Here is a 12745-nt window from a genome sequence, read left to right as displayed (position 1 = left end):
ATGGCGGGTGGAGACATAATGAAGAGGGGTTCTACTTAAACAGCAGCTCTACTTCTTTGATGATGCCAGTGTCTTTTTCGTAGTCGTCCGAGACAAGCACTTTCCACTGGCCCAACACGTCACTCTTTTCAACATCATTGAGCGTGAAAAGAACATGGTAGCGATTACCACGATCACGACCATTGCTCTCTTTTAGTGACCACTGTTTGCCAGAAGGAGCCACTAGAGAGACAGAAACATCGCCAATAAACTGATGCTCAATGTTGACGCGAATGGTGGTTTTCGTTAACTCACCTTGGTAATTCACATCAAAAGGCAGTTCGAGTTGAGTGGCATCCGGCAAGGCGCGTGGCGATTCAAGCAAGTATTGATTTTTACCTGTTGTGACGGCTGGCGGCGTTACGGTGTCTGTTGTGCCGTCATCTGGAGTCGCTGCTTTTGAAGCGTAAATACTCGCGACGTGTGGTGCACTCAAGCCAATAGCGCGTACAGCGTTCGCGTAATCTTTCTTGCCGCAAGGTGTGCCTTCGCACTGCTTGTCTGGTGTTGAGAAAGTGTACGAGCGACCACGAACGCCAAACAAGAAGCCGTAAGCCATGGTGGTGGCAAACTTGTCTTTAACGCCATAACCATACGCATCTTTTTCCGTGCCGTTTCCGAAATGCGGCGTATTTTCATATTGCTCGTGCGCGTGGTTTAAGCCCCAGTTGTGGCCGAGTTCGTGGATAAAGGTGTCATCGCCGCACTGGTTCATGTAAGAATGGCTGTACATGCGACTTTTGGCATAGCGAGGGTTAGAACGCCAATCAGACGCTGGGATCACCCATGCTAGACCACAGCTGATGAGGCCTTTTCTGGCATCGTAATCTGGCGTGTTTTTCAGATCGAGGTTACGGAACATCGCGACCATGTCTGCCCCCGCTTTCTTTCGTTCACTTTCGATATCGCTAAAAATAGGATCTTGAGCACGGCTTGGCGTCAGGGCATTAAGCGCTTGTTTTTGCGATTTCTTCATACCCGCTTGTGAATCAAAGTTGTATTCTTTTGTTGCTACAAGATTCACCTTAATATCAAGGCCACTGTTTTTTAATATAACGTTGCCCACGTTAAAACGATGTTGAATCGCGGCAAGTTGATCTTGTTCAAACCATTCAGATGTTGCTTTTGTATATACGCCTAGCACATCAATTTGCGTTGTTTCAGCCACTGCAGGCACAGCAATGCCTGACGCTATGGCAAACGCCAATAACGTTCTTTTCATATTTATTTCCTACTTGGTTGTGTTTGTAAAACTAATAGATAGAGGTGTTAGTGATCAAATCCATGATTGGCAGGTAATTCGTAAACCCATGCACTGCTCCCTTTTCCTTCAATTTTAATTTGTCCTTCAGGATGGCCAATAAAGCCCAAAATCGAAGTTTTTCCAAAAGTAAACGTAACGGGATAACTTTGACCCTCTAGTTCAAAATTTCCCGACCACATACGAATACCTTCATTCTGAAATTCGTTGTTATCAATTTTGATATCGATGTTGTCATTGCTTGGCAAACTCATCGTAATGACATCGCCCTCATTGAGTGCCTTAAATTGATTAATATCTGCAATTTCAACGGCTTTAATGTTTTCTATGTATGGGCTGGTCGGTTTAAAACGCTCGATCTCTTGCTGAGGGTTAGTGTCTGACCAGACTGAATCGAATTTTTGCGGTTGTTTGATCTTCTCTTCTGTAATGACGACTTCTTCTATGATGCTTTCTTCTGGCTTTTTGTGGGGCTCAATAATCGTTTCGATAGGCTGAATATCAACGGCTAAATTATCCGAAGAAGAGACTTTATTCTCATTAATTACGTCATTTAAGTTGTTTGATTTTTCTTCAGTAATAACGTTTTTACTTAATTCAATCTCACTATTAAAAAATAAGACGGATGAAAAAACAGCAACGGTCATAACAGATAATAATGCTAATTTAAAATTCACTTATATATTCCCGAGTTAACTAGTTATTTCGTCAATATAATTTGTTTTATAAAAAATAAATAAAATGAGTGTGATCTTGGTTCAAAAATGCTCTTGAAGAAATTCAATTTATTATTGTCATGTGAATATGTGCCTAACTTTTAATTTAAATGTCGAATAATTGTTTTTTCTCTGACATAAAAGATGTGAGATTTGTTCTAGGTAGAGTTTTTACTCAATTGTGTTTTTTGTCAGTAATGTGCAGGTATCGTAAATGTGCTTTTTGAGCGTAAAGCGCCAGCTTTTGCTCGATTTAATGAGGTTAAATGTTCGAACGCTCATTTTGTGAGTGAGTTATCGAACACGAAGGAAAAAAAATGACACACTATCAGTATGCTTATTAGTGAATAGGAAGATACCTATGGTGAGTTCCAGTCATTTTGAAACGGAAGTGGTGATCATTGGTGGTGGTGCGACGGGAACTGGCATTATGCGCGACTGTTCGTTGCGTGGCATTAGCTGCATTTTACTGGAAAAGGACGATATCGCTTCTGGTACGTCAGGGCGCAATCATGGTTTATTGCATTCAGGTGCTCGTTACGCTGTCACTGATTCTGAGTCGGCGAAGGAGTGCATCCAGGAAAACAAGATTCTCAAAAACATTGCTCGTCATTGTGTCGAGCAAACCAGTGGCTTATTTATTACTCTGCCGGAAGACGATTTAGCGTTCCAAGACACGTTTATTCAACAATGTACACTCGCGGGGATTGAAACAAAAAGGCTGACGCCTTCTCAAGCCTTGGCGCTAGAGCCTAATGTGAATCCAGCTTTGGTGGGTGCAGTGCAAGTGCCTGATGGCACACTCGATCCATTTCGTCTTTGTGCGTCTAATGTGCTTGATGCGAAAGAGCATGGCGGGCGTATCTTTAACCACACGCAAGTGGTCGGTTTGATTCGTCAGGGTGATCTGGTTCGCGGGGTAAAATGTCTTCACACGCTTACTGGCCAAGCCTTTGATATCTATGCGCGTGAAGTGATCAACGCCGCCGGTATTTGGGGGCAGAATATTTGTGAGTACGCCGATCTCAACATCAAGATGTTCCCTGCCAAAGGGTCACTGTTGATCTTGGATTATCGCATCAACAATTTGGTCATTAACCGTTGTCGCAAACCATCCGATGCCGACATCTTAGTGCCCGGCGACACCATCTCTTTAATTGGTACAACCTCAGAACACATTGAATACGATCAAATTGACGACCTTCACGTGACCGAAAGCGAAGTGGATGTGTTGTTAAGGGAAGGGGCAAAGCTGGCACCTATTATGGCCAATACGCGAGTATTGCGTGCCTACGCAGGTGTGCGTCCATTAGTGGCGGTGGATGACGATGGTTCTGGTCGAAACATTAGTCGTGGCATTGTACTGCTCGATCACGCCGAACGAGACGGTTTGAAAGGCCTGACGACCATCACAGGTGGTAAGTTGATGACCTATCGTCTGATGGCGGAATGGGCGACCGATGTGGTGGCGAAAAAGCTCGGTAACAACAAGGCATGTGAAACGCATATCAAGCCACTTCCGGGTTCGAACGAAATGCCCAAAAAGCACAAAAAAACCGCCAGTATCGTTAAGCCTGTCTATGAATCGGCGGTTTATCGCCATGGTGAACGTGCCGAGCAGTTTTTGAAAGATGATGACGAAAGCCAAACCGTGATTTGCGAATGTGAGATGGTCACCAAAGGCGAAATTGAATACGCAATCAAGCAACTGGATGTCAGCAATTTGGTTGATTTGAGACGTCGCACTCGGTTGGGTATGGGGCCATGTCAGGGGGAACTGTGTAGTTACCGCGCCGCGAGTTTGTTTAGTCAGTATGGGCATCTTGACGGTACGGTTAGCGCCCATTTACTGACGGAGTTTTTGGAAGAACGTTGGAAAGGGGTGAAACCCATCTTCTGGGGGGATGCATTGCGAGAATCTGAATTTAGCTATTGGATTTACGAAGGGCTATTCGGTGCCAGTGAACTACCGACCGCAGCAGATGAGGAGAACGCATCATGTTAAATTACGATATTGCTGTGATTGGCGGTGGCATCGCGGGTTACTGTGCGGCGCTCAAAGCATTAGAAGAGGGCAAGAAAACCGTACTCATTAGCCAAGGCCAAAGCGCGTTGCATTTTTCTTCTGGATCAATCGATGTTCTGGGCAAGTTGCCATCTGGCGAGGCGGTTCATCAACCCTTTGATGCGATAGATACGTTGGCGAAGAGACATCCTGAACACCCTTATGCCAAAATGTCGGCGACTTCAGTGAAACGTTCCCTGCATTGGTTGGTAGAGCAGCTCAATGCTCAAGGCATTCCGTTACACAGCCAAGAAGACGAAACGAACCACTATCGCATTACACCACTTGGCACTTTAAAGCCAACCTGGTTGTCTCAGCCGTTCGTTCATCGTCACACCAAAACAGTGCCGTTCAAACGCATTCTGTTTGTTGCGGTGGATGGCTATCGAGATTTCCAGCCACTGTTGGCCAAAGACAATCTCAAAAAACACCCTGATTTTCAGCACTGCGAAATTGGTGAAATTCAGGTAACGATTCCAGGTTGTGAAGCCTTGCGTCGCAACCCCAATGAGCTGCGTTCTATTGATATTGCGCGCTTGCTCAAGCTGCCTCAAGCATTCAACAGTTTATGTCACCAACTGATGAAACATGCCACTCAAGAGGATCTGGTCATCATGCCTGCGATCATGGGCAACGGTGACGGACTGGTTCTGTTGCAGCAGTTGCGTCGTCAGACCAATCTCACGTTGCATGAAGTGCCGACCATGCCACCGTCTTTACTGGGTATTCGCATCGAAGAAGCCTTGCAAAAACGCTTCTTGAAACTGGGGGGCGTGTTATTAAAAGGGGATCAAGTGCTCTCGGGTGAGTGGGATGCACAAGGCCACTTGGTGTCGATTGCCACGCGTAATCTCGGCGACATTCCACTGCACGCCAACGCCTACATTTTGGCGTCAGGCAGTTACTTCAGCCAAGGGCTCAAAGCCAGTTTGGACAAGATTGTGGAACCTATTTTTGGTTTGGATATGGTGGCTAAGCCCCATCGCCGTCAGTGGCGAAACGATCAATTCTTTAGCGCATCTGGGCATCCATTCATGGCGTTTGGCGTGGAAACGGATGCGATGTTTCGTCCTTCATTAAATGGGCAAGTATGCCAAAACCTTTACTGCTGCGGCTCCGTGTTGTCGGGTTATGACCCGGTATTTGAAGGCTCGGGTGGAGGCGTAGCAGTATCTACTGCGCTGGCCGCCGTTCAAAGGGCGATGGGACTTAAGCAAGCAATGAGCGTTGAAGAGGAGTGCGTACTATGATGAATGCCTTTGCCAAACATGCGCCAACCAATACCACGTTTGATCAATGCATTAAGTGCACTGTCTGTACGGTTTACTGCCCAGTAGCAAAAGCCAACCCACAATACCCAGGGCCAAAACAGTCTGGGCCAGATGGCGAGCGTCTACGCTTAAAAAATCCGGAATACTACGACGACTTACTCAAGTTATGCACCAACTGTAAACGCTGCGAAACCGCTTGCCCTTCTGGGGTAAAAATCGGAGACATCATTGCGGTTGCGCGAGGAAAATATGGCAAGAAGACGCTCAATCCTAAGTTAATGCGCGATTTTGTGTTAAGCCATACGGATTTGTTTGGCTCGTTAGCCACGCCAGTTGCGCCTATCGTCAATAAAATCACCAGTTTGAAACCGGTGAAAAGTTTGATGCACAAAACCATCGGCGTGGATAAGCACAAAGATCTGCCGAAGTATTCGCACGGAACGTTTCGCAGTTGGTACAAGAAGCAAGCGCAAACCCAAGCACAGTTTGCCCGTCAGGTCAGTTACTTCCACGGCTGCTATGTGAATTATAACCATCCACAGCTTGGCAAAGATTTGGTAAAAGTGCTCAATGCGATGGGGTACGGAGTGCAGTTGCTGAAAAAAGAGAAATGCTGTGGCGTGCCTTTAATTGCCAACGGTTTTCATGAGAAAGCACGTAAAAATGCCAATCTTAACATCAGCATGATTGAGCAATCGGTGGAGCAAGACAGAACGGTGATTTCCACCTCTTCGACCTGTTCTTTTACGTTGCAACAAGAATACCCACACGTGTTGGGCGTTGAAAATCAGCATGTGGTGAATCGAATCGAGTACGTGACTCGCTTTTTACTGAAAGCCTTTATGAATGGCTATGCACCATCCATGAAGCCGATTAACAAAAAAGTGGTGTATCACACGCCTTGTCACCTTGAGCGCAGCGGCAATGTGATGTTCACTTTAGAGCTATTACGCATGATCCCTGGACTAGAGTTGGTGGTGTTAGACAGTGAGTGCTGTGGCTTAGCGGGCACTTATGGCTTTAAAGAAGAAAACTACCAAACGTCGATGAAAATTGGTTCCCACTTATTTGAGACGATAAAAACGTCGCAAGCGGATTTCGCCATTACCGATTGCGAAACCTGTAAATGGCAAATTGAAGAAAATACCCAATTGGAGACCATTCATCCCATCAGCTTGTTAGCGATGGCGCTGGAATAAACAGCAATCGCTCATCGGAATATCCCCTAACCGTTGGCGCAGCAACGCCAGCGGTTAGGGGCTTTAATGCTTAATTAAACGTTTCTTTTGGCGAAAAATCGCTTTAGTTAAACATCTCTTTGTTGCAGTTTTTCTAGTAACTCATCCAGCCTAGTGACCGTGATGGACGCTAAGCTGGCGAACCCTTTATCTTCCCCATTGGTCACAAGGCAAGAGGGCATATCTGCGTTGTAGGCCGCCTCAAGATCGTAAAGATAATCCCCCACATACAGTATTTGATGACTCTTGAGTTGCCATTGTGTTGCCAAGTGAATTAGGGCTTCTGGGTCGGGTTTTGGCGCGCAGTGTTCACGAGTGATCAAATGCTCGATGTCTATTTGTGTCTGTTCGAGCTTGAGCTGACTGGCTTGCAAGCAATTCCGAGTCACGATTGCTGATTTGATTTGCTGCTGTTTCAAGTAGTGAAGCAGGGCGTGGCAGCCAGGTAATGGCTGAGCGTGTTTGGCGTCGGACAGTTCATGATCCAAAATAGTTTGCTCTGCGTGCCGTTGTGCATGCTTATCGGTCATTGCCTCCACAAAGCAAAGTAGGTCGATCTCCTGCGGGCAACCGAGCTGTTGACGAAGCTGTGAAAAATTGAGTTCACAGCTGACAAGGGTGTTGTCCAAATCAAAAATAATGGCTCGTATTTCATTGATTTCTAATGTGATTGGTTTCATGAGCGCCCTTATGTTTGTGGCATTAAAAAGAGTTTATCCCTTTACTTGAGTTTTATACGACGATAAGTTGAACATGTCTCGAAAATCAGAAGGAAATCTTTGATGAAAAAGGATTTACGTGCGCATTGCCACACCATTATTGCGGGCAATCACGAGCAAAGCCCAGCAGAACATTTCTACGCGATGGCGAAATGGTGTGAAGAGCACCAAGTGAAGCACGATGTGTATGGTGATGGGGAATTCATCAACTCATTTCAACAAAAAGTGGCCGACCTTTTAGGCTTTGAAGCGGGTTTGTTTGTTATTACGGGCACCATGACGCAGGCCACTGCCCTTGAGTTGGTATGCCGTAAAAAACGCAATCCTGTGGTAGCGATGCATGAATCCAGCCATATTTATCGTTTTGAACGTCAGGGTTATCAACTGCAGAATCGTTTTTCCATCTTGCCTTTAGGCGATATGTTCCGACCTTGGACAGCAATAGATCTCAACGCTTGGCCAGATGAAATTTCAGCAGTCTTGTATGAGCTGCCAATGCGTGAGCTAGGTGGGCAATTGCCAAGTTGGGACGAACTCAATGACATCAAAGCCGAGTGTGAACACCGCGACATTCACCTCCATATGGATGGCGCTCGTTTATGGGAGTGCGCGGCCTATTATCAAAAGTCATACAAAGAGATTGCCACGGGTTTTCAGTCGGCTTATGTCTCTCTCTATAAGGGCATCAATGGCTTAGGGGGATCATTACTACTCGGAGACAAAAAATTCATCGAGCAGGCGTCGATTTGGATGAAGCGCCAAGGTGGCAATGTATATCATCGCACGCCTTACGTGGTGTCTGCTGCAATGCAGTTTGATCAACAATTGGCGAAAATGCCGGCGCTGTTTGCGCGCACACAGCAGATCTACCAAATCCTCCGCGAGTTCCCACAATTGGCCGTCAGCCCTTATGAACCGCAAGCGAACATGCTGCATTTGATTGTGCCGCTGAGCCTTGAAAATGCCATCGAGTTGCGTGACCGAGTGGCCGAGCAAAAAGGCGTTTGGTTAGGGCATCCGCAAACCACGCAGCACCCTGAACAATCGATCTTCGAGTGGTATGTGGGCGATAGACTGCTCAACATCGCAGATGATCAGTTGCGTGAAGTGTTGGCTTACTTAGCAAATGCAGAGTGTTGATAATAAGAAACATCAGGTAGATAACGTCAGTAAAAGGAGTCGTGACGTCATGATCATCCCCAAATCACTTAAGCCTGGCGATACGATAGGCTTTTTCTCACCATCTTCTCCCGCGACGCACTTTGCGCCAGAGCGTTTTGCGCGGGCGAAACAATACGTTGAGAAACGGGGCTACCAACTGAAAGCGGGGAGCCTAACGGGAAAGAGTGATACTTATCGCTCGGGCTCGATTGCCGAGCGTGTTGAAGAGCTTAATGCACTGATTCGCGATCCTGAAGTGCGATGCATTATGTCGACCATTGGTGGTTACAATAGCAACTCATTGCTCCCTTATCTGGATTACCAAGCGCTTCGCGACGATCCGAAAATCATCGTCGGTTATTCGGATGTGACCGCACTCCTGATGGGCATTTATGCGCAAACGGGCATCGTGACCTTCTATGGCCCAGCTTTAGTCGCGTCACTGGGGGAGTTTCCTCCGTTGGTGGATGAAACGTTCCAATCTTTTACCGACATTGTCCAAACGCTCGAAAATCTGCATCACACCTATGTAATGCCACAAGGCTGGAGCGATGAGTATGTGCCTTGGCATTTGCAATCGACCAGTAAACACACTAACCCAAACCAATGGTATTTTGCAGGACAGGGCGTGGTGACAGGTAGAATCATTGGTGGCAACCTCAATACCATGTCTGGGATTTGGGCCTCGCCTTACATGCCAGAAATCCAGCAAGGCGATATCTTGTTGTTGGAAGATTGCTTGCAAGGCATTGAAGTGGTGGAACGCGCTTTTGCGATGTTGAAACTCAATGGCGTGTTCGACAAGGTCGGGGCTATCGTGTTGGGTAAGCATGAGCTGTTTAACCACAAGGAAACAGGAAGACAACCGATTGATGTCTTGAACGAAGTACTCAATGGTCAATCGGTGCCAATTTTATGGGACTTCGACAGTTGCCATACCCATCCTATGCTTACGGTGCCCCTTGGCTCTATGATGACGATAGACTTCGAGCAGCAAACGGTCAGTGTCTCCCTTGAGTGAGGTTTACGGAAGCACTTGGTAAATGTTGCCATTGTCCGTGGTGAAATAGAGATAGTCATCAGGGCTTAAGGTGATGTCTCGAACTCGCTCGTTGAGTTTTTCAAATAAGCGGTCAGTCTCTTTGAGCTGGCCGTTTTCGATGCTGACCACATTGATGTGCGTGAGCTTTAATGCGCCGATCAGCAGCTTGCCGTTGAGGCTTGGGTAACGCTCACCGCGATAGAACATGAGGCTACTTGGGGCAATAGACGGTATATAGACCCATTTGGGCGCTTCGATGCCGGGCAGTGTATCGGCTTCTCCAACGCGAATCGGACCCCAATATTCTTTGCCATGAGAAGTCTTGGCCCAGCCGTAGTTCTTTCCAGCTTGAATGAGGTTAATCTCATCGCCCCCTCTTGGACCATGCTCAACAGACCAGAGTTGCTGTGTTTTGCCATCGAAAAACAGTCCTTGTGGGTTGCGATGGCCAAAGCTCCATATCTCCTTTTTCACTTCACTATTGTCGATGAATGGATTGTCGTTGGGTATTTTTCCATCCAGTGTTAGGCGCAAAATGGTGGCTGCATGGTTGCTCGGATCTTGCCCGTTGTCTCGAACGCCACGATCGCCAATGGAGAAATAAAGGTGATTGCTGTCATCAAAGGCGATACGACTACCGAAGTGGCGACCGGTTGTTGACGCAGCATCCGCGACAAACAGCTCTTGCCAGTCGGAGAACACTTTGTTTTGCAAACGGGCAGTGGCCAGTACCACGGTTGTGCCAGTGTCGACTTCTTTCGAAAAGGTAAAATAGAGCTGCTGACGTGTGATGGGGGAAAGGGCAACATCAAGTAACCCGCCTTGTCCTGAGTCGTCGACATTGGTGACTTGATAGAGTGGGGTTTTCTGACCTTGAGTGACATCGAGCAACGAGATACGGCCATTTTTCTCGGTAATGACGGCGTTGGCGCTGTCGATAAATTCAATTCCCCAAGGAATTTGATAACCCGAAGCGATTTTCTTTAGCTTGAGTTCCTCACATAGAGTGGAAAACGACACCAACCCCATTAGCACGGTTGCTAAACACTGACCTGTCCATTTCATTACAACGATCCTTTTGAGTAAATCCCTTTGACTTGATTAGTTTGAGTATATACCCAATGCCCGTCGAATTCTGACCTATACTTATCCACTAGGAGAGCTGTGTTCTGTTAAATCAATCACTTTTGGGGCATAAGTATGGCGTACAAAGGAAGAATCGCTCAATGGAGCCAAGACAAAGGTAATGGTTTTATTAAAATCGACGGTTCAGGAGAGATGGTTTATTTCAATAAAGCAGAAGTTATTGGCACAGCAGCGCTGGATGATGTGGTGACCTTTGAGGTTGAGCGCAACAAGCATGGTCAAGTTATCGCGGTGGCTGTACAAAAAGCGTTTGTGTTCTCTTTTGCAATCGGGGTTGCCATTATTTTTCTCACTGCTGTTTTTGCGGGTATTTGGTTATTCCGTTACCCCGCATTGGCGGTTCTACATTACTTTTTTATCAGTGCAGTCACGTTCGTGATTTGCGCATTTGATGTCTCTGCCGCCAAGGAGAGCAAGCCAAGAGTACCAGAAATGTTGTTTTATATTCTGGCATTGATTGGCGGTTGGCCCGGAGCATTCTTTGCTCATGTTGTTTTGAGTCACAAAGTCGGTAATACCCCCTTTTTGGTCATGAGCTGGCTGATGGCGCTGATTAACATGGCGGGTTTTGCTTGGACATTAACCGATTATGGCAAAAGCTATCTCTACTTGATGTTAGATAGGTTACCTCTTCATTTGATTCCAGGTTTTGCGTAAGCATTTAGAGTCCACATTCACTATTAAAAAAAGCGCTCCGAAGAGCGCTTTGTTCATCTTGATTTGCAAGCCTTAAGGAGATTACATCGCTGCTTCAAAAATCGCAGAGATCTCTTCGTGTGTCGCTTGTTTCGGGTTGGTGAAACCGCAGGCATCTTTCAACGCATTGTCGGCAAGTGTTGGAATGTCTTCCAGTTTCGCGCCAAGTTCGCGAATTCCAGTTGGGATACCGACATCTTTCGCGAGTTGCACAATGGCTTCGATCGCTGCGTCTGCACCTTGCTCTGCGCTCATACCTTCAACATTGACACCCATTGCTTTTGCGACATCGCGTAGACGCTCAGGGCAAACTTGTGCGTTGTAGCGTTGTACGTGTGGCAACAAGATTGCGTTACATACACCGTGAGGTAGGTCGTAGAAGCCACCCAACTGGTGTGCCATTGCGTGTACATAGCCTAATGATGCGTTGTTAAATGCCATACCTGCCATGAACTGTGCGTAAGCCATTTGCTCACGCGCTTCAATATCTTCACCGTGCGCAACCGCAGTACGAAGGTGAGCTTGGATAAGCTCGATCGCTTTGATTGCAACTGCATCAGTAATCGGCGTTGCAGCAATAGAAACGTAAGCTTCTACCGCGTGAGTCAGTGCATCCATACCCGTTGCTGCGGTGAGTGATGCAGGTTTTGCTAGCATCAATTCTGGGTCGTTTACTGAGATAAGTGGCGTTGTGTGTTTATCGACGATCGCCATTTTAATATGACGTGCTTCATCGGTGATGATACAGAAGCGGGTCATTTCAGAGGCCGTACCCGCCGTTGTATTGATAGCAATCAGCGGTAGCATTGGTTTTGCTGATTTGTCGACACCTTCGTAATCGGCAATGGCGCCACCATTTGAAGCCACCAATGCGATACCTTTGGCACAGTCGTGTGGAGAACCACCACCTAGTGAGATCACGAAGTCACAATCGTTTTGCTTTAGAAGCTCTAAGCCTGCGTTTACGTTACTGATTGTTGGGTTTGGCTGCGTACCATCAAACACAACTGCGCTGACACCACGCTCAGAAAGAAGGTCCTGAACCTGCTTCACCACACCGATTTGATTTAGGATCTTGTCGGTAACAATCAAACCTTTTGTAAAACCTTGAGCCTTAATGCTATCTGCTGCGTCTTTTAGGCAGCCTGCGCCCATTAGGTTCACGGTAGGGATAAAAAATGCACTTGCCATGTTGGATTGCTCCATCGTTGTTAGTTAATAATGATTCCTCTTCTAGCCATTACTTTGTCATATGAGTGGTGAAAGCAAACTTGATCTCAAACAAGTTGGGGGAGGGAAACCCCTCTCTAAAAACAGGAACTGTGAACAGGATCTTGTTGCACATAAATTTCGTTATCTTATTGATAAATTTCTTTAAAATACAGAGTGAT

General features: G+C 46.6%; 11 protein-coding genes. 6 read left to right on the top strand and 5 right to left on the bottom strand.

Annotated elements, in window-relative coordinates; all coding sequences use genetic code 11:
• Positions 1-31: 31 nt before the first annotated feature.
• Together AOT11_RS22660 and AOT11_RS22655 are read right to left on the bottom strand one after the other, a co-directional pair.
• A complete protein-coding gene (locus AOT11_RS22660) occupies positions 32-1261 on the bottom strand; it encodes a zinc-dependent metalloprotease family protein (protein ID WP_017422496.1) in 1230 nt (409 codons plus the stop codon).
• Between the two features lie 47 nt (positions 1262-1308).
• A complete protein-coding gene (locus tag AOT11_RS22655) occupies positions 1309-1977 on the bottom strand; it encodes a hypothetical protein (protein ID WP_223848363.1) in 669 nt (222 codons plus the stop codon).
• A gap of 400 nt (positions 1978-2377) precedes the next feature.
• On the opposite strand from AOT11_RS22655, the gene glpA reads away from it, so the two are divergent.
• The 3 genes from glpA to glpC are packed head-to-tail and all read left to right on the top strand — an operon-like array spanning position 2378 to position 6551.
• On the top strand, positions 2378-4021 hold the full coding sequence (gene glpA / locus AOT11_RS22650; RefSeq protein ID WP_017422498.1) for an anaerobic glycerol-3-phosphate dehydrogenase subunit A: 1644 nt from the start codon (positions 2378-2380) through the stop codon (positions 4019-4021).
• Positions 4015-5331 carry a glycerol-3-phosphate dehydrogenase subunit GlpB gene (gene glpB, locus AOT11_RS22645; RefSeq protein WP_017422499.1) on the top strand — a complete coding sequence of 439 codons (1317 nt, stop codon included), beginning with the start codon at positions 4015-4017 and terminating at the stop codon, positions 5329-5331. Before glpA ends, glpB begins: the two co-directional genes overlap by 7 nt.
• Positions 5328-6551, top strand: coding sequence for an anaerobic glycerol-3-phosphate dehydrogenase subunit GlpC (glpC, locus tag AOT11_RS22640; protein WP_026050735.1), 1224 nt, complete (start codon positions 5328-5330; stop codon positions 6549-6551). The genes glpB and glpC overlap by 4 nt, the downstream gene beginning before the upstream one ends.
• A 107-nt stretch (positions 6552-6658) precedes the next feature.
• Here glpC and AOT11_RS22635 read toward each other — a convergent pair whose 3' ends face one another.
• Positions 6659-7270, bottom strand: a complete 612-nt coding sequence (locus tag AOT11_RS22635; RefSeq protein ID WP_017422501.1) for an HAD family hydrolase — start codon at positions 7268-7270, stop codon at positions 6659-6661.
• A gap of 102 nt (positions 7271-7372) precedes the next feature.
• On the opposite strand from AOT11_RS22635, the gene AOT11_RS22630 reads away from it, so the two are divergent.
• Both AOT11_RS22630 and AOT11_RS22625 read left to right on the top strand, forming a co-directional pair.
• Positions 7373-8449, top strand: a complete 1077-nt coding sequence (locus AOT11_RS22630; protein ID WP_017422502.1) for a threonine aldolase family protein — start codon at positions 7373-7375, stop codon at positions 8447-8449.
• A gap of 49 nt (positions 8450-8498) precedes the next feature.
• The gene (locus AOT11_RS22625; protein WP_017422503.1) at positions 8499-9491 is read left to right on the top strand and encodes a S66 family peptidase; all 993 of its coding nucleotides are present in this window, start codon (positions 8499-8501) and stop codon (positions 9489-9491) included.
• Between the two features lie 3 nt (positions 9492-9494).
• Here the strand turns inward: AOT11_RS22625 and AOT11_RS22620 are convergent, their stop codons facing one another.
• Entirely contained in the window at positions 9495-10577 is a 1083-nt protein-coding gene (locus AOT11_RS22620; protein WP_017422504.1) for a PQQ-dependent sugar dehydrogenase, read from the bottom strand.
• A gap of 135 nt (positions 10578-10712) precedes the next feature.
• On the opposite strand from AOT11_RS22620, the gene AOT11_RS22615 reads away from it, so the two are divergent.
• The gene (locus AOT11_RS22615) at positions 10713-11315 is read left to right on the top strand and encodes a DUF1294 domain-containing protein (protein WP_017422505.1); all 603 of its coding nucleotides are present in this window, start codon (positions 10713-10715) and stop codon (positions 11313-11315) included.
• A gap of 81 nt (positions 11316-11396) precedes the next feature.
• Here AOT11_RS22615 and yiaY read toward each other — a convergent pair whose 3' ends face one another.
• Positions 11397-12545, bottom strand: coding sequence for an L-threonine dehydrogenase (yiaY, locus tag AOT11_RS22610; protein WP_017422506.1), 1149 nt, complete (start codon positions 12543-12545; stop codon positions 11397-11399).
• Between the last annotated feature and the right edge of the window lie 200 nt (positions 12546-12745).

This window comes from Vibrio vulnificus NBRC 15645 = ATCC 27562, from assembly GCF_002224265.1.
Lineage (GTDB): Bacteria > Pseudomonadota > Gammaproteobacteria > Enterobacterales > Vibrionaceae > Vibrio > Vibrio vulnificus.
This window is presented reverse-complemented; position numbering and strand designations above follow the sequence as displayed.